This is a genomic window from Streptomyces sp. CAU 1734 (genome assembly GCF_039888735.1).
Lineage (GTDB): Bacteria > Actinomycetota > Actinomycetes > Streptomycetales > Streptomycetaceae > Streptomyces.
Genome location: NZ_JBDQQP010000003.1, coordinates 435788 through 453087 on the forward strand (window position 1 = coordinate 435788; position 17300 = coordinate 453087).

General features: G+C 71.6%; 15 protein-coding genes. 6 read left to right on the forward strand and 9 right to left on the reverse strand.

The window, feature by feature from the left end:
- Positions 1-48 precede the first annotated feature (48 nt).
- The 6 genes from egtD to AAFN69_RS08040 all read right to left on the reverse strand — a co-directional run bounded on the left by egtD (position 49) and on the right by AAFN69_RS08040 (position 6170).
- Positions 49-1023 carry an L-histidine N(alpha)-methyltransferase gene (gene egtD / locus AAFN69_RS08015; RefSeq protein ID WP_347727624.1) on the reverse strand — a complete coding sequence of 325 codons (975 nt, stop codon included), beginning with the start codon at positions 1021-1023 and terminating at the stop codon, positions 49-51.
- Entirely contained in the window at positions 1020-1874 is an 855-nt protein-coding gene (gene egtC / locus AAFN69_RS08020) for an ergothioneine biosynthesis protein EgtC (RefSeq protein ID WP_347727625.1), read from the reverse strand. The genes egtD and egtC overlap by 4 nt, the downstream gene beginning before the upstream one ends.
- Positions 1874-3301, reverse strand: a complete 1428-nt coding sequence (egtB, locus tag AAFN69_RS08025; RefSeq protein ID WP_347727626.1) for an ergothioneine biosynthesis protein EgtB — start codon at positions 3299-3301, stop codon at positions 1874-1876. The genes egtC and egtB overlap by 1 nt, the downstream gene beginning before the upstream one ends.
- Complete coding sequence (egtA, locus tag AAFN69_RS08030; protein ID WP_347727627.1) at positions 3298-4593, reverse strand: ergothioneine biosynthesis glutamate--cysteine ligase EgtA; 1296 nt, start codon at positions 4591-4593, stop codon at positions 3298-3300. Before egtA ends, egtB begins: the two co-directional genes overlap by 4 nt.
- Positions 4594-4815: 222 nt before the next feature.
- Entirely contained in the window at positions 4816-5334 is a 519-nt protein-coding gene (locus AAFN69_RS08035) for a type II toxin-antitoxin system PemK/MazF family toxin (protein WP_347727628.1), read from the reverse strand.
- A 20-nt stretch (positions 5335-5354) separates the two neighbouring features.
- A complete protein-coding gene (locus AAFN69_RS08040) occupies positions 5355-6170 on the reverse strand; it encodes an alpha/beta fold hydrolase (protein WP_347727629.1) in 816 nt (271 codons plus the stop codon).
- Between the two features lie 131 nt (positions 6171-6301).
- Between AAFN69_RS08040 and AAFN69_RS08045 the strand changes: the two genes are divergently transcribed.
- Together AAFN69_RS08045 and AAFN69_RS08050 are read left to right on the forward strand one after the other, a co-directional pair.
- A complete protein-coding gene (locus AAFN69_RS08045) occupies positions 6302-7324 on the forward strand; it encodes a LacI family DNA-binding transcriptional regulator (protein WP_347727630.1) in 1023 nt (340 codons plus the stop codon).
- A gap of 93 nt (positions 7325-7417) precedes the next feature.
- Positions 7418-7690, forward strand: a complete 273-nt coding sequence (locus AAFN69_RS08050) for a hypothetical protein (protein ID WP_347727631.1) — start codon at positions 7418-7420, stop codon at positions 7688-7690.
- Between the two features lie 26 nt (positions 7691-7716).
- On the opposite strand, the gene trxA is transcribed toward AAFN69_RS08050, so the two are convergent.
- Positions 7717-8112 (reverse strand): thioredoxin, encoded by a 396-nt coding sequence (trxA, locus tag AAFN69_RS08055; protein WP_347727632.1) that lies wholly within the window; start codon positions 8110-8112, stop codon positions 7717-7719.
- 119 nt (positions 8113-8231) lie between these two features.
- Here trxA and AAFN69_RS08060 point away from each other — a divergent pair, with 119 nt between their 5' ends.
- The 3 genes from AAFN69_RS08060 to AAFN69_RS08070 all read left to right on the forward strand — a co-directional run bounded on the left by AAFN69_RS08060 (position 8232) and on the right by AAFN69_RS08070 (position 13221).
- Positions 8232-9662 carry an NAD(P)/FAD-dependent oxidoreductase gene (locus tag AAFN69_RS08060; RefSeq protein ID WP_347727633.1) on the forward strand — a complete coding sequence of 477 codons (1431 nt, stop codon included), beginning with the start codon at positions 8232-8234 and terminating at the stop codon, positions 9660-9662.
- Between the two features lie 821 nt (positions 9663-10483).
- Positions 10484-11689 carry a cytochrome P450 gene (locus AAFN69_RS08065; protein ID WP_347727634.1) on the forward strand — a complete coding sequence of 402 codons (1206 nt, stop codon included), beginning with the start codon at positions 10484-10486 and terminating at the stop codon, positions 11687-11689.
- A 140-nt stretch (positions 11690-11829) separates the two neighbouring features.
- Entirely contained in the window at positions 11830-13221 is a 1392-nt protein-coding gene (locus AAFN69_RS08070; RefSeq protein WP_347727635.1) for a glutamine synthetase, read from the forward strand.
- An 800-nt stretch (positions 13222-14021) separates the two neighbouring features.
- Here AAFN69_RS08070 and AAFN69_RS08075 read toward each other — a convergent pair.
- Positions 14022-15275, reverse strand: a complete 1254-nt coding sequence (locus AAFN69_RS08075) for a hypothetical protein (protein WP_347727636.1) — start codon at positions 15273-15275, stop codon at positions 14022-14024.
- 50 nt (positions 15276-15325) lie between these two features.
- Positions 15326-16597 (reverse strand): OmpA family protein, encoded by a 1272-nt coding sequence (locus tag AAFN69_RS08080; RefSeq protein WP_347727637.1) that lies wholly within the window; start codon positions 16595-16597, stop codon positions 15326-15328.
- A gap of 119 nt (positions 16598-16716) precedes the next feature.
- Here AAFN69_RS08080 and AAFN69_RS08085 point away from each other — a divergent pair, with 119 nt between their 5' ends.
- Positions 16717-17280 (forward strand): hypothetical protein, encoded by a 564-nt coding sequence (locus tag AAFN69_RS08085; protein ID WP_347727638.1) that lies wholly within the window; start codon positions 16717-16719, stop codon positions 17278-17280.
- The last annotated feature ends 20 nt before the right edge of the window (positions 17281-17300 follow it).

The following is a 17300-nucleotide window of genomic DNA, read 5'->3' on the forward strand; positions in this document are numbered from 1 at the left end:
TCCGCCCTTCCCTCCCTGTCCCGGCTTCCCCCCCCGTCCCGGCGGCGCTCAGCCGGTGACGGTCGCCAGGGACAGGGCGAACCGTCCCGCCCGGTCCGTCCACCACTCGGCGGGTGTCAGACCGGCGTCCGTCAGCTCGGCGTACACGCCCTCGCGGCGGAATTTCGCCGACACCTCCGTCCGCAGCTCCTCGCCCTCATCGAAGGGCACCACCAGATCCAGTTCGGGAATCTTCACGGTCACCGCGGTACGCGCGCGCAGCCGCATCTCGATCCACTCCCGCTCCCGGTCCCAGAGCGCCACATGGTCGAAGTCGCCGGGATCCACATCGGCGTCCAGCTCCCGGGCCAGAACATTGAGTACATTCCGGTTGAATTCCGCCGTTACTCCGGCCGCGTCGTCATACGCCCGTACGAGTACGTCCTCCTCCTTCACCAGATCGGTGCCCAGCAGCAGCGCGTCCCCGGGCTCCAGCAGCCCCCTGACCGCGTGCAGGAAACGGGTGCGTTCCGCGGGCAGCAGATTGCCGACGGTCCCGCCGAGGAAGGCGACCAGCCGGGGCCCCGGAGTCTCCGGCAGGGTGATCTCCCGGGTGAAATCGGCGATCAGGGCATGGATCCGGAGCGCCGGGTACTCGGTGAGCAGCGCCTCGGCGGCACCCGTCAGCGCGCTCTCGCTCACATCCACCGGGACATAGCTCTCCAGCGTGGACCGGTCGTCCAGCGCGCGGAGCAGATGCCGGGTCTTCTCCGAGGAGCCCGAGCCCAGCTCCACGAGCGTGCGGGCCCCGGTCGCGGCGGCGATCTCCGCAGCGCGGTCGATCAGGATCTCCCGTTCGGCCCGGGTCGGGTAGTACTCCGGCAGCCGGGTGATCTCCTCGAAGAGCTCGCTGCCCCGGGCGTCGTAGAACCACTTGGGCGGGAGTTCCTTGGGGGTACGGGTCAGTCCGTGGAGCACATCGGCGCGCAGGGCGGCGCCGGTGGCGTCCTCGGGCAGGGTGCGGGTCAGTCGGAACGGGCTCACAGAGGTGGCTCCTTGAGCGGGGACAGGAGAACATCGGCACGGCCGGCGACCAGCAGAGTGCGGTCGGGGACCTCGCGCCAGCGCGGATCGTCGTCATACGGCTCGGAGGCCACGACGACCCCGCGGCCGTACGGGACGGCGGACCCGGAGGCGGACAGGGCAGTGTCAGAGGCGGTGACAGCGGTGACAGCGGTGGCCGGCCGGTGCTCCGGGACGGTCTCCGGAACCGCGTCCGAGAGATACCAGAGGGAGTCGCCCCAGGCCGTGGCGGCGATCGTGGCCCCGTCGGTGAGAAGGAAATTCAGCCGGGCGCCCGGCGCCGCCTCCGCCACCTCGCGCACCGTGTCCGCCAGCGCCTGCCCCGGCTCGTCACCGGCTTTCAGCCGGTACGCCACCAGCGCCCAGAGCAGCGCGCTGTCACAGCGCGCCTCCAGGGCGAGGAGTTCCGCCGGGGGCAGGGTCGCCGCCGCCGGGGTCAGCGACCCCGGCCAGCCCGGGACCGAGCCGTTGTGGCTGAACAGCCAGGGCCCGGCGGCGAACGGCGCCGCCGCGGCCTCCCCGTCCGCCCCCGGCTCGGTCGCGTCGCGCACCGCGGCCAGCAGCGCGCCGCTGCGGACCACTCGGGCGAGATCGGCGAAGGAGAGATCGCCCCAGATGGGGACCGCGCGCCGGTAGCGCGCGGGAAGGGGATCGCCGTCCGCGTACCAGCCGACCCCGAAACCGTCCGCGTTGACGGTCCCGTACCGCTGCCGGCGCGGCGCCCAGGACTGCCGCAGCAGCGCGTGAGCCGGCGCGGTGAGCAGTTCGCCCAGCGCGAGGGGCGGGCCGAGATAGGCGAGATGCCGGCACATCAGCCGCCCCCTTCGCCCGGAGCGGCGTCCCGCGCGGTGCGGAACCCGGCGAAGATCTGCCGGCGCACCGGCAGGTCCCAGTTGCGGAAGGTGCCCCGGCAGGCCACCTCGTCCACCCCGAAGGAACCACCGCGCAGCACCTTGTGGTCGCTGCCGAAGAAGACCTCGGAGTACTCCCGGTAGGGGAAGGCCGCGAAGCCCGGATAGGGCAGGAAATCACTCGCGGTCCACTCCCACACATCACCGATCAGCTGCCGGATGCCGAGCGGCGAGGCACCCTCGCGGTAACTCCCCGCCGGGGCCGGGCGCAGATGACGCTGCCCCAGATTGGCCCGTCCGGGCGTCGGATCGCCGTCGCCCCAGGGGAAGCGGCGCGAGCGGCCGGTCGCCGGATCGTGCCGGGCGGCCTTCTCCCACTCCGCCTCGGTCGGCAGCCGCCGCCCCGCCCAGCGGGCGTACGCGTCGGCCTCGTACCAGCTCACATGCAGTACGGGCTCGTCCAAGGGCACCGGTTCGGTCACCCCGAACCGGCGGCGCAGCCACTGGCCGCCCTCCTGCCGCCAGAAGAGCGGGGCGCCGATCTCATGCCGGCGGATCTGCTCGAAGCCCTCGCCGGCCCACCAGCGGGGGTCGCGGTATCCGCCGTCCTCGATGAAGGCCAGATACGCGCCGCAGGTCACCGGCACGGTGTCGAGACGGAAGGCCGGCACCTCCCGCCGGTGCGCGGGCCGCTCATTGTCCAGCGCCCAGGGTTCGGCCGAGGTGCCCATGGTGAACGCCCCGCCCGGCACCAGCACCTCGGGCGGCAGCTTCTCCCCGGCGCCGTCGGCGGGCGGGGCGGGAGCGGTCAGCGCGGCGGGTCCCTTCCGCAGCTGATGGGTGATGAGCATGGTCTCGTCGTGCTGCTGTTCATGCTGGGCGATCATCCCGAAGGCGAACGCGGAGTCGGTCAGCGGGCCGCCGCCCTCGAAGGCGGCGCGGTCGAGAATGTCCAGCACCCGGCCGCGCACCTCATGGGCGTACAGCCGGGCCTCGGCCGGCGGGAGCAGCGGCAGCGCCGGCCGCGCCGCGCGGGGATGCTCGAAGGCGTCGTACACCGAGTCGATCTCGGGGCGCAGCGCCGGCCGGCCGCCGACCGTGCGCAGCAGCCACTGCTCCTCCTGATTGCCGATATGGGCGAGATCCCAGACCAGCGGGGACATCAGCGGGGAGTGCTGGGCGGTCAGATCCCGGTCGTCGACACAGTCGGTGAGGACCGCGGTACGGGCCCGTGCCGTGGTCAGGGCGTCGAGTGCGCGCTGCCGCAGCTCCGCGGGCGCGGGCTCCCCGGCCGGGTGGCCGCCGGTCCCGGCCTTCCCGGCCGCGGGGGTTTCGCCTGACGGGGTATCGGCGGTGCCGGGGCCGTCCGCCATGGAGTCGTCGGTCATGCGCAGGACTCCTTCCCGAGCGCGCCCGGATTCCGTCCGAGCGCGGGGATGAGCAGATCGTCGGCGGGGCATCGCCCCGGCAGGACATGGCGTTCGTGGAAGCCGGCGACCGCGGCGCACAGGGCGTCCGACGCGCCGACCCGGGGCAGTGCCTCCAGCGCCGCGGTGAAGCAGCCGATCGCGGCGGCATGCAGCTCCGGATCGGCGAGTCCCAGCCGGGCGGCGGCGAGCCAGAGCGGATTGCGCGGCGCGGGATCCGGACCCGCGTACTCCGCCAGCGGCTTGACCAGCCGGTACACCGTCTCGGTCGCCTCGGGGTCGTCGAACAGCGCGGCCGTCACCGCCAGCGGCACCATCCAGCCGTCGTCCCCGGGCTGCGCGTCGATCATGCGCAGTTCGAGATGGCCGCGCGGCCGTACCGGCGGGAAGAGCGTGGTCAGATGGTGGTCGAGATCCCGCCGGGTCGGCGGCCGGGGACCGCCGGAGCGCATCCACTGGCGGAAGGTGAGCCCGTCCGGGCTCTCCCACGGACCCTGCTCCGTGCGGATGAACATCACCGGGGCGTCCAGCGCGTGGGCGGCCCAGGCCGCTCTCGGCTCGCGGTCCAGCGGCGGTGCGATCGGCCGTACCCGGTCCAGTTGCGCCCAGACGGCCTGCCGGGTCGACCGCCAGCCCGTCCAGCGCCCCTCCCGCGCCGGCGAATTGGCGAACGCGGCGGTGAGCACCGCACCCAGCAGATGCGCCAGCCGCCAGCGCCGGCCCGCGCCGAGCGGCCCGGGCTCCCGCTCGCCCGCGTCCAGACAGACCTGGATCGACGCGGAGCTGCACATCATGACCCGCCCGGCCGGACCGGTACGGTCCAGATACGCCTCCATGGCGTCATAGCGGGGTTCGCGGAGCATGCGGCGCGGGGGCTGCCAGGGATCGATGCCGAATCCGCTGAGGGTCAGACCCGAGGGAGTGAGCGCGGCGCGCACGGTGTCCAGATCGGCGGCGACGGAGTTCACGCACTCCATCAGCGAGGCGGCGGGAGCGGAACTCAGCTCCAGCTGGCCACCCGGTTCAAAGGTCAGTGCCGAGGTCAGCGGCAGTTCGCGCACCTGATCGTGGGCGGCTTCGAGACGGTCGGCCGGGACGGGCCGACGGGGGTCGTGCCGTTCATGAACGAGCCATTCCAACTCCACGCCGACCGTGGTGGGCGGGCCGTTCTTGAAGCAGATACATCGCAGCAGATCCTCCGCTTCCGCTTCCGCTATGGGCCGGCCGTGGCCGTCCGTTTCGGGTGGACGCATGTTCGACATCCCTTCCGCATGGCTGTGCGAAGCACTCCGTCAACCTAAAGCCACGCGCGCCGGTCCGCACAAGGGCGCCCCTTCGCTCCGCCGGCCCCGCCGGATGCCCCGGCGGTGTTCTCCGCCGCAGCTCGCGGACGGTATCGGCGCTGGGCTGACCGGCGCGGAATCCGATGCGCGACGCCGGACCGGCGGGCGGCCGGGGACGTCGTCCGGGGGCGGTCAGACCCAGCCGTAACGCTCCCGGAGCCGCTGGACCACCCGGTCGAAGCGCGCCCGGTCCAGCGCACACGCCTCCCGGCGCACCCCGCCGCCGTGCACGCGCAGCACCCGGTCGAGATCCACCCAGGACTCGCGCCGCTCCCGGTCCCACGGCCCCACCCCGATCGGCACCCATTCACGGTCCCGGTCGTGCCGTTTGCTGGAGAGCTGTACGGCCAGCAGAGTGCCCCCGGCCTCCCGGGCGACCACCAGCACCGGCCGGTCCTTGCCCCGCCCGTCGTTCTCCTCGAACGGCACCCAGGTCCAGACGATCTCGCCGGGATCCGGGGCACCGTCGCGGTCCGGTGCGTACGAGGTGCGGACCCGTCCCACCCGGGACGGATCGGCCTCGGTGGTGGCCGTGGCACCGCCCCGGCCGGGCGCGGCGGGCCCGCGCGCCGTCGTGGCCCGGGGCACGGTGGTCGCGGGGCGGCCGGACCCGACGCCGAGGAGGTCGAGAAGGCGGGAGAGGAACGTCATCGCCTCACGGTAACGGCGTTTCAGCCCACGGGCCCCACCGGATCCGCGGGCCCCGCCGCGTCGATCGCACCAGCCGTGTCGATCGCACCAGCCGTGTCCGCCGGGCCCGGCGATCCCGTGCCGCCGCCGGTCCCGGGGTGTATCCACCCCTCCAGCGACGCCATGAATCCGTCGAAGTCGTCGCGGTGGACGCAGTGCCCGGTGCCCGCGACCGTGCGCACCTCGAATCCGCGGCCGCGCAGCAGCGCGGCGCGTTCGGCGGGGACCAGCGTGCTGGGATCGGCGAGGGGCACCAGCGAGGGGACCACCGGCGCGGCCGGCAGCAGATCCCGGCCGGTGAGCTCCGCCAGCCCGTACGCCGTCGACTCGTCCCAGAGTTCGAGGGCGGCCATCTCGGCATCGAGATCCTCGTCGGTCCACCGCGGATTCACCGACCGGACCATGGCCCGGGTCAGCTGCTTGGCCCTGGTGAAGCGTTCGGGCCGGAAGCCGTCCGGACCCTGGGCCAGACGCCAGGCCGGGTCCACATAGACCGCCCGCGCGGGCGCCAGCTCACGCACCGCGAGCGAGAGCACCAGCCCGCCCAGCGAGTGCCCCATCGCCAGCTCCGCACCGGCGGGGAGTGTCTCCACGACATCCCGGGCATGGTCCCGCGCGGTGTACGAACTCGCCCGGCCGCTCACCCCGTGGCCGCGCAGATCGACCGCCAGGACCCGGTATCCCCGCTCCGCGAGTGCCGGACCCACCCGCCGCCAGGTGCGGTGATCGGCCATGATCCCGTGAATGAGCAGGGCGAGGCGGTCACCCTCGCCCCATGTGGTGGTGTGCAGCCGCACGTCGGCACCCTTCCGCTGGAACGCTCTGCCGGCTCCAGCATGCCGTGCGGAAGATCGCGGGAACAGGGGCATCCGAATCCGGCCAACCAGCGGACGGCGCCCGCGCGCGTTCTGGAAGGATTCCCAGGGCGATGAGCCAGTCAACCAATCAACCCGCCGAACGCTCCGTCCCCACCAGCGCCGATGTCGCCCGGTTGGCCGGGGTCTCGCGGGCCACCGTCTCGTACGTCCTCAACAACACCTCGTCCGTGCGCATCAGCGAGCCCACCCGCCGGCGGGTGCGCGAGGCGGCCGAGGAGTTGGGCTACGTACCCCACGCGGCGGCCCGCAGCCTGCGCGCCGGACACACCAGGATGGTGCTGCTGCCCGCCGTCACCTTCCCGGTCGGGCCCCTCCACCACCAGTTCTTCAAGGAACTCCAGTGGGCGCTGCGCCGGCTCGACTACACCGTGGTGCAGTACGGCAGCCTCGGCCTCGACGGCGACGAGGCGGTCCGGGCATGGGCCGAACTGCGCCCCGTGGCGGTCGTGTCGCTCGGTGAGGTCGGCCTCACCCCGTCCGGAGTCGCCATGCTCAAGCGCTCCGGGGCCAGGGCGGTCATCACCCTCGCCCCCCGGCGGGTGGAGGGCGCCCACTCACTCGTCATGGACCAGAGCGCGGTCGGCGGCTGCGCGGTCACCCATCTGGTGCAGCGCGGACGCAGATCGATCGGTGTGGTGATGCCCCGCGAACCGGGTATGGAGCTCTTCGCCGAGCCCCGGATCGAGGGTGCCCGCCGGGTCGCCGCGGCGACCGGGGCGCGGATCGAGCCGCTGCCGCTCTCCTACGACGTGGAATCGGCGACCGCGCTCGCCCGCGGCTGGCGCCGGCGCGGGCTGGACGCCGTCTACGCGTACAACGACGATTACGCCATGCTGCTGATGCGGGCCCTCCAGGACGAGGGGATCGGCATCCCGGACGAAACCGCGGTGATGGGCGCCGACGACCTGCTGCTGGGCCGGCTGCTGCGGCCCCGGCTGAGTACGGTGCACATCGACATGGTCACCGGCAGGCTTCTGGCCGAACTGGTCGACCGGGTGGTCCGTGACCCCGCGGAGGCGCCGGAACTCCGCGACCTCATGGGAGCCAGGGCGGTGCACCGCGACTCCAGCTGAGGTGCCGGACGCCGGGCGGCGGGATCACGCCGGGATACGGTGGCGGAGCACGCCGGGATGCGGTGGCGTCCGCCCATGCCTACCGTCGCTCACATGAGTGCAAGAACCCCGCGGCGTTTCGAGATCCTGCTGGTGCCCGAGCACGTGGCGGGCCGGGAGGGCGCCGCCCCGGCCGCGGAGGCCATCCGCTCCGCCGTGGTGGAGGCGACCGGCGAGACCGGGGCCAGCGGCTATCCGCGCTATGCGGGCCACGGTCTGGTGGCCGATATCGACCCCGTGACCCGCACCGTGGAGGCGCTGCTGGTCGACGGGGCCGAACTCGACTACGGCCTCTCGGCACGCGTGGTGGACGCCCCTCTCGGCTGACGCCCGCCCGCGCCCGCTCGGGCCGCTCAGCCCTGCTGGGGCGCCTCGCCGTTCCCGGCGGCGGCCTCGGCGGCCTTGATCGACGCCCGTACCTCGTCCATGTCCAGCCCCCGGGCCTGGCCGATCACATCCTCCAGCACCGCCTCCGGCAGCGCCCCCGGCTGGGCGAACACCGCGACGTTCTCGCGGACGATCATCAGCGTCGGAATGGACTGGATCTCGAAGGCGGCGGCCAGCTCCTGCTGGGCCTCGGTGTCGACCTTCGCGAAGACCAGGTCGGGATGGCGCTCGGCGGCACCCTCGTACACAGGTGCGAACTGCCGGCACGGGCCGCACCAAGAAGCCCAGAAGTCGATCAGAACGAAGTCGTTCTCGGAAACGACCTGATCGAAGTTCTCCTTGGTGAGCTCAACAGTGCTCATGACGTGTTACCTCTCGAAGACTGTCCGGTGGACTCGCCCCCCACAACGGTGCCGGGGACGGTGCTATTCCTGCCCCTGCCCATGTGGCCGGAGCGCACACCCGGGACCAGACTGTCCCCATGACCGATGCAGTGGAGTTCGATGTTGTGGTGGTGGGCGCCGGCCCCACCGGGGAGAACGTGGCGGACCGGGTCCGGGCCGCCGGTCTGAGCGTGGCCGTGGTCGAGAGCGAACTGGTCGGCGGCGAGTGTTCGTACTGGGCCTGCATGCCCAGCAAGGCGCTGCTGCGCCCGGTGATCGCCCGCACCGACGCCCGCCACACCCCCGGCCTGAGCCGCGCCGCCGAGGCCCCGCTCGACGCGGCGGCCGTGCTGGCCCACCGGGACGAGTACACCTCCCACTGGAAGGACGATGGCCAGGTCACCTGGCTCGACTCCACCGGCGCGCGGCTCTACCGGGGCCGGGGCAGCCTGCACGGCCCGAAGAAGGTCGTCGTGGACGGCCCCGAGGGCGAGCACCACATCCTGACCGCCCGGCACGCGGTGGCCGTCTGCACCGGCAGCCGCGCCGTCCTGCCCGAGGTGCCCGGACTGCGCGGCGCCAGGGCGTGGACCAGCCGGGAGGCCACCAGCGCGCGCACGGTCCCGGCACGGCTGGCCGTGGTCGGCGGGGGAGTGGTCGGCGTCGAGATGGCCACGGCCTGGCAGGGCCTCGGCTCGCAGGTCACCCTGGTGGTCCGGGGTGAGGGCCTGCTCCCCCGGATGGAACCCTTCGTCGGCGAACAGATCGCGGACACCCTGACCGAGTCGGGTACCCGTGTCCTGCTGAACACCGAGGTCACCGCCGTGGAGCGCACCGACGGCCACGGCCCCGTCACCCTGGTCCTGGACAACGGCGAACGCATCGAGGCCGACGAACTCCTCTACGCCACCGGCCGGGCCCCGCGCACCGAGGGCATCGGCCTGGAGACGGTGGGCCTGGAGCCCGGCTCGTGGCTCCGGGTCGACGACAGCTGCCGGGTGGAGGGCAGCGACTGGCTGTACGGCGTCGGCGACGTCAACCACCGCGCTCTCCTCACGCACCAGGGCAAATACCAGGCCCGCATCGCGGCGGCGGCCATCACGGCCCGCGCCCAGGGAGTCCCCCTGCTGGAAACCGACCCCTGGGGCGCCCACACGGCCACCGCGGACCGCGCCGCCGTCCCCCAGGTGATCTTCACCAACCCCGAGGCGGCGGCCGTCGGCCTCTCCCTCGCCGAAGCCGAGTCCACCGGCCGGCGCGTCCGCGCCGTCGACTACGACCTCGCCTCGGTCGCCGGCGCCGGCCTCTACACCGACGGCTACCGGGGCCGGGCCCGCATGATCGTCGACCTCGACCGCGAGGTGCTGCTGGGCGCCACCTTCATCGGGCCGGGGGTGGGCGAACTCCTCCACTCGGCGACGGTGGCGGTGGTCGGCGAGGTGCCGATCGAGCGGCTGTGGCACGCGGTTCCGGCGTATCCGACGATCAGTGAGGTGTGGTTGCGGCTGCTGGAGACGTACCGGGGGTAGGAACCGCCGTCAAAGCCCTACAGAGAGGGCAGCGAGGAGTGGGGAGCGCGCGGCGGCCGGCGCGGGTCGGGCCCCTGCGGGCGGTGGTGTTCGACATCCAGGCCGCAAGTCCGAGCCGGCGCCCGGCATCCGGGTGGGGAGACGCGGACGTGCCGGTGGCGTTCAACGGGACGGTCGAGGACTTCAAGTGGCTCGACGCGGAAAGCTCGCGGGCGACGCTCCCCGTTGTCGAAGGTGTCCTGCGGACGGATGCTCTGTGCCTGACACAGGCGGTGTCGCCGTGGCTGGACTCCTGCCGATCCGAATCCCCTCGATGCCTTGTGTGGCCTGGGCGGCCGAGCCGCCCATGCCCCGCCTCGTATCGGCCGCCGGACGGCCTCGGTCACCGTTCGGCTCAGCCGCCGCCGGGGGACCGGTCCTCCGGGGCGGTGACAACCCTGACCGGGAGGTCCGTGTCCTCCTGGATGACACCGACGATCAGAGTGCGGGGTGTCCTGTCGAGGCGGACTCCAGGTGACAGGTCCGGCGGGCGGGCCCGTCGTGCGGGTGGGCGTACTCCACTCCGGATCTCGGAGGTCCTGGCTCGGCGACCGCCCGGCCGACGGCCCGGTATGTGGCCGCGGGTGCCGGTGGTGCACGTGTGGTCGCTCGGTGCCGGCCAGGACGCGGTGTGTGCCAGAAGGGTCTCCGGCCGCGGTGTGGCTTCGGACGGCCGGGGAAGAGGGGTTCTCCGGCTGGATCGCTTTGCCGGTACTTGACTTACCCGGTGCCGTTCCCGAATCTATGGCTCTCACGACACGCCCCTAGAGCCGGAGGGCCCCATGGCGGGCACCACCCCGATGGACGACGTGCCCTGGTTCGATGTCGCCGACCCGGGCTTCTCGATCACCTCCGCCGCGGTGCACCAGGCGCGCGAGAAGTCCTGGTACGCCCGGACCGGTTACGGACTGGCCGTGCTGCGCCACGCGGAGATGGAGGCACTGCTCAAGCACCCTCTCCTCCGTCAGGGCAGCGTGGCCTGGCCCGCGCACAACGGCGTGACCGAGGGCCCCTTCGCCGACTGGTGGGCGAGCTGGATCCTCAACAAGGAGGGCGAGGAACACCGCAGACTTCGGCGGCTGATGAACCCGGCCTTCTCCGCCCGGCTCACCACCGCCCTGTTACCCCGATTCCGGTCCCTCGCCACCGAGCTCACCGACACCTTCGCCGGGAGCGGCTCATGCGAGTTCGTCTCGGATTTCGCCGAGCCCTACGCGGCCCGGGTGATCACCACTCTGTTCGGCCTCCCGGAGTCGGAGTGGCCCACCATCGCGCGTGCGTCCGCCGTTCTGGGACTGGCCCTGGGGGTGACCATCCGTCAGGATCTCGACCGGATCGAACACGCCCTCGCCGCGCTCCACGCCTACGCCGACGAAATCATCGCCGACCGCCGGCGCCGGGAACGCGACGACTTCGTCTCCCACCTGGTCCGCGTCAGCCGGGACAGCGACCGGCTCGACGGCGGCGAACTGCGCGACGGACTGGTCCTGCTGATCTTCGGGGGCTTCGACACCACCCGCAACCAGCTCGGTCTGGCCCTTCAGTCCTTCATCCGCCACCCCGACCAGTGGCGACTCCTCGCCGAGCGGCCCGAACTGGCCGCGCGAGCGGTGGAGGAAGTGATGCGTGTCAATCCGACCGTCCGCTGGGTCACCCGCGAGGCCCTTGAGGACTTCACCTTCCAGGGTGTGGACATCTCCGCCGGGACCACCATCCATCTGTGGAACGAGTCCGCCGGTACCGACCCCCGCGTCCACGGTCCGTACTCCTTCGACATCACCGCCGAGCGCGCACCGCACTTCGGTTTCGGCGGCGGGGTCCACCACTGCCTCGGTCACTTCGTCGCCCGCGGTGACATGGCCGAGGCCCTGCCGGTGCTCGCCCGGCGCCTGCGCGATCCCCGGATCGCCGAAGGCGCCGAATGGCTTCCCGACTCCGGCAACACCGGTTCCGTACGGCTTCCCCTCACCTTCACCCCCACGTCCTGACCGGGTCCGCTCTCCCCGCGCGCCGTCCGGCGGAACCGGACCGGGGCGGCGGGGCGCAACCCGTGCCGGCCGCTCTTCCCGCCACCTCCGCCGTTTCTGTTCTCCCCGTCCTGGCCGTACGACCACTCCGAGGTGTCCGCATGACCGCCCCAAGCCCGAACACCACCGCGCTCGACACCCATCGTGAGCGGAACACCGACCATGACGCGGTGGACGCCGTGCGCAAACGGATCACCGAGGCCGGTGTCGAGTATCTCTATTATCAGTCCGTGACGCTCGGCGGCCGGGCCGTCGGCAAGGTGGTACCCGCCGTACACCTGCTCCGCAATCTGGAGCGCGGGGTTCAGATGCACCGTGCCGTCGTCGCCGACTTCCAGACCGACCGGAGCGGCACCCTCCTCGGCGGTGGCGCACGGGCGTCCGAGTTCACCGCCCTGCCCGATCTCGACACCTTCGCGGTACTGCCCTGGGACACCAGTGTCGGCCGGTTCTTCTGCCGTCTCTATGAGCCCGCGCACCATCCCGAGCGCGGTGGCGAGCCCTTCGCCGCAGATGTGCGCGGCAACCTCATCCGGCGGCACCGGGAGTTCACCGAGAACACCGGACTCGTTCTCCGCTCGGGCTGCGAGCCCGAGACGACGTGGACGGGGCCCGGCCTGGAAGCGTCCCACCGCCCCGATGCCAGTCCGGCGTACCGGGTCGAAATGCTGGAGCGCAACAGGCCCGTCTACCAGAAAGTGATCACCTATGGCAGGGCGCTCGGACTCGACATGATCGAGGGCGACTACGAGGACCCCGGTCAGCTCGAACTGAACTGGATGTACGACCGGGCCGAGCTGACCGCCGACCGGCTCATCACCTTCCGGCAGATCTGCCGGCAGGTCGCCCGCGAGCTGGGCATCACCGCCAGTTTCATGCCCAAGCCCGCCATCGGGGTGATGGGCAACGGCTGTCATCACAACCTCAGCCTGTGGCGCGGCACGGAGAACGTGCTGGCGGAGTCCGGCCGCCGCGAACTGCATCTCTCCGAGACCGGACGGCATGCCCTCGGCGGCATCCTGGCGCATGCCGCGGGCACCATGGCCGTCATGGGATCCACCGTCAACTCCTACAAGCGCTACTGGGACGCGGGTCTCTTCGCCCCCGGGGACATCGACTGGGGCATGGACGACAAGACCTGCACCGTACGCCTGTCCGCCAACGGACGGCTGGAGTTCAAACTCCCTGATGCCATGGTCAACCCCTATCTCTCCCACGCCGCCCTGCTCGCCGTCATCGCCGACGGCCTGGAGAACCGGATCGACCCCGGGCCGCCGCAGTCCACCGCCGAGGAACCCGGGCTCCGGTTTCCCGGACTGCCGATGAACCTCGGTGAAGCCCTGACGGCCTTCGCCGGTGACGCTGTGGTCAGAGGCGGGCTGACCGAGGAGATCGCCGCTCTCCATCTCGCCTGCAAGTCGGACGAGTGGGCCCGTTTCTGCGCCGCCGTCACCGACTGGGAGCACATGATGTACGCGGAGGACACACCGTGACCGGTGCCGCCACGGCCGCCCTCCGCGCGGGCGGCGCCGCCGGCGGATGCGGTGGTCGGGGTACCGGGTGCTCGTGACCGGGGCGCGTACTCCGGCTCGCCGAGATTGCACTGAGGACGGCGACAGGTGGCGACAGGCGAAGGGCTCGAATCCTGCGTCGAACTCACGGGACGACGAGGTGCGCGGAAACGTGCTGGCCCTGGTGTGCCCTTTACGGCGGTTACTGGAGACGTACAGGCAGGGGCAAGGCGTGTCGTAAATGGATATTTTGGCAATTTATTGGACGAGTTAAGCCATTATGGGTAATCGGCCGCAGTGGGTGGCATTGTGCTCCGAGCATAGTTGCGCAGGCCACGCCGACCTTCCCGTTGCGGACCGATGCCAGAGTGCCGACCACGATCCACAGTCGGTCAGGCCGCATCGGGGTCGGGGTGCGTGCTTCGGACATGACAGCCGCACGACTGCCATGTCCGTAACCACTCGCCGCCGTTCAGCAATCAAGGCCATAACCGAGGAGCGGCAGCCCGAGCGTGGTCACTGGCAGACCTCGTCGACGAACGCCGCGTTCCCGTAGCGCAGCCCGCGCACCCGCAGCCGCATGGTGCCAGGCAGAACGGCCCGGTCGGCGTCTTGCGGACAACGACTCCTGTTCGCACGGACTCCGCCACCGGGAGACTCTTGAACCACAGCACCTGTTCCTTCATTCGTCGCTGTCCCCGCGCGCATATTCGCCCCGCACACCGTCGCCGTCCCGCGCCATTCACTGCGCGCCGATCCGGGCCGACTGGGCCACATGTCCGTCACACCGGACAGAGCTGGCGGTCGAGCCGGCTGATCAGCTCAGCCCGGTGGGACCGCAGCCCATGCGGGGCACACACCTCGGCGATACGGTGAGCCTCGATCAAAGGGCCCAGCTCCGGCGGGGGTTCGACCACTCCGGAGAAGAGCGGGGCGGGCCAGACACCGACCGAGTCATGGGTGTCAGCGGCACCCGGCAGCGCCTGCGGCTCGGGCGGGATATGCCCGGCCTGACCGTGCACCATACGGGCTGTGAGGATGGCTGCCTCCCAGACACGCATGCTCTCCAGACGTACATGCGAGGCCAATTCGTCCCGCAGCGCGCACAGATCGCTCCATGACCGCTCGTGGTCCTTCAGGGCGCTCCCGGCCCGGCGCACCAGAACAGCGTAGGCCAGCCGGGACCGGCGCAGCGCGCGGCGGGCCTCGGCGGCACTGTCCGCGTACGGGTTGTGGGCGATGACCTTGATCGCCACGGCGGTGAGCGCCAGGACCAGCATGAGCAGCGCGACCCAGCCGGGTTCGTACCGGGAACCCTCGACCTCCGAGGTGTCCAGTCCGGTGTCCCTGGCTCGCAGCAGGGCCCATACCGCCACGGTGAGCAGTACGGCGGCAAGATAGAGGGTGGGCGCGACGAGCGAGATGGAGAGTGCGAGTCCGAGGCGTCGCTCACGCAGCGTGCGCAGCCACTCCCGCAGCCGGTGCAGGGGTGCCGCGACCGCGTGTCCGGAGAGCACCAGAGCGAGGGCCAGCACTGCCCCTGGCAGGAAGGAGACGATCTGGTCGACCGGCGAGACAGTCTCCTCGCTGCTGGTCAGATAGCGGAAGACCTGCATGAAGTACCACGCGTCGAACAAGGCCATGGCTGCGATCACCGGCCAGCGCATGAGGCGTATCCACAGTTCGCGACGGCGCCGGTCGTGCGCCCCGTCCTCGGCGTGCCGTGCCTCGATCTTCTCCTGGGCGGTCCGCGCCGCCCGCAGGGAAGCGGTGGCCTCGAAGCGCGCCAGGGACTGGACGGCCTGCTCAGCCCTCGCATGGGTGCCGATCGTGCGAGCCCTGGCACCGGCCAGCTGATCACGGTTCCGGCCGACGAGTTCGGCGACTTCGCGTGCGGCGCGCAGCAGCATCCGCATTTCGCCGTTGTCCAAGTGCTCCGGGTCGCGCCCCGGGCTGTGCTCAGCGCTGTTCACCAGGTCCCGGATATCGCATCCGCAGCCGTGGTGGCAGGGGTCTCCCCGGTGGTTCAGGGGCATGGTCTACATCCTTCTCTGAAGTTCCGCACAGGTGGTGGCAGCTCAAGCGGTCAGCGGCGACGCAGGGTCACGTTGATCTCCACGCGCCGGTTGCAGGCCATCGCCGAGTGCTGCGGCAGGCCGTCGAGGTACTCCGGGTGGCACTTGGGGCGTTCGTCGGAGTAGCCGCGAGCACTGGCGACCGTGATCCCCCGGTCCTGCAGCGCCAGCCGGACGGCTTGGGCACGGGCCAGGGAGAGCCGCTCGCCCTGTTCCTCGCTTCCGCGCGAGTCGGTGTGCCCGAGCACCGCGACGGACAGCGCGCCCAGCTCCCGGATCCGGCGCGCGGATCGGTCCAGTGCCTCCCGTGCCGTCGGCGACAGTTCCGCACGGTCGGTGGCGAAGAGGACAGATCCCGGCAGGGTGAGCGTGATGATCCGCCCGGCAGGCCGCTCGGAGACCGCCGGGAATGTCACCGCAGGTTCACCGACACCGATGGAGCCACCCCGCTGTGCCGCCGGCTGTGTGCGGGCCGTGGCCGTCACATCGCAGGACGAGGCCCCGGTTGCCCGGCACAGCCGCTCCCACAGCTCGGTCAGCCATGCTGTCTGGGGCGACGACGGTGCCGCGCCCCGGGCGGAGCGGCCCAGGCCGACCATGCTCACCTCGGCGCCTGTCAAATTGGGCAGTTCCCCCGCTCCGCGGCAGTTCCGCACCACGGCCTCGATCTCGTCTCCGCCATCGAAGCCCGCGGAGCGCAGATCCGCGCAGCCCGTGTTGGTCAGACCGTCGGTCGCCACGACGATTGTGCGTTTTCCGCCCGGACCGAGCCGCTCACCGGCTGCGGCCAGCGCGCCGAGAAGATCGGTGCGGCTGGTGCCCGGCGCCCTCGCGGACAGCTTTCGCAGCCGGTCCTCCAGACAGCCGCGACGGGCGCTGCGACGGTCCTTCTTGAGGGTGTCGTTGCCCTTTACCGGCGGGACCGACACGCGGTCCACATTCCAGTCAACGGTGGCGCGGGTTCCGCCGAAGGCGGCCACGGACAGTTCTGCGCCCTCCAGTTTCGGCAGGGCGGCAGCCCGCTGGGACAGCACCGTCGCCGCCCAGTCCGGCACCAGGGTGTCCGGCTCGGTGTCCCGGTCCGGCCGGGTGGACGGGCTGGCGTCGACGAGCAGAGCAATACGGGGACGGTCCTGACCAGCCGGGGGTGTGTCCCCGGGGAGGTCGAGCCAGCCGCAAGGCCGGGTCTCAGGTGCCTTGAAGGCACTGCAGCCGCTGCCCGCCGTGAGGGCGATCAGGGCCAGGGCGAAGGCGGCTATCCGCTGTGCGGGTGCTCGGGTCACGAGGGACAGGGGGTTCACGAAGCTCTCCAAGAAGGGTGGAAACCACATTTCTGACTGTTCTCACGTTGGTCCGTACGCATTACTGGGACTCCGACCAACTCGGTGCCAGGAGGACTTCCATGACCAGCGCCGCCACTGCAGCCAACGGCCCCGAGTCCTGTGTCACGGCAGTCGCCGTGGCGGACGGGACGCAGGACGCGGGTCTTCGGTCAGGGCTCGCCGTCTACACCTCGCTCCAGGCATCGGCCCAGTTCGCCGATGCCAAGGCGGGCATACTCGGCGCGGTTCAGGCGGGTCTGATGGCTGCCGCCCTGCCTCAAGGCAGTGCCGTTCGGGACGCATGGGAGCGAGGCGGGCCTCTCGCCTGGTGCGCGGTGGGCCTGCTCCTGTTGCAGGTGACAGCCTTCCTGCCCGCCGTCCACTGCGTCATCCAGGCGCTGCGTCCCCGATTGGGTCCCCCGCCGGCTCCGAACAGATTCAGCCTGCCGTTGCTGGCGACGGCCGATGGCAGCGTTCCACCGGCCGACGAGGACAGTGAGCGCAAGGAGATTTGGCAGCTCATCCCGATCCTGGCCCAGGTGGCCATGGCCAAGAACCGCCATATCGCGCGGGGCGTCGGCTGGACCGGGTTGATGGCCGTGGCCGCCGGTCTCTCCCTCGCGGCCCGTCCACTGCTGCCGTGATGTGTGCCAGCGGCTTCATC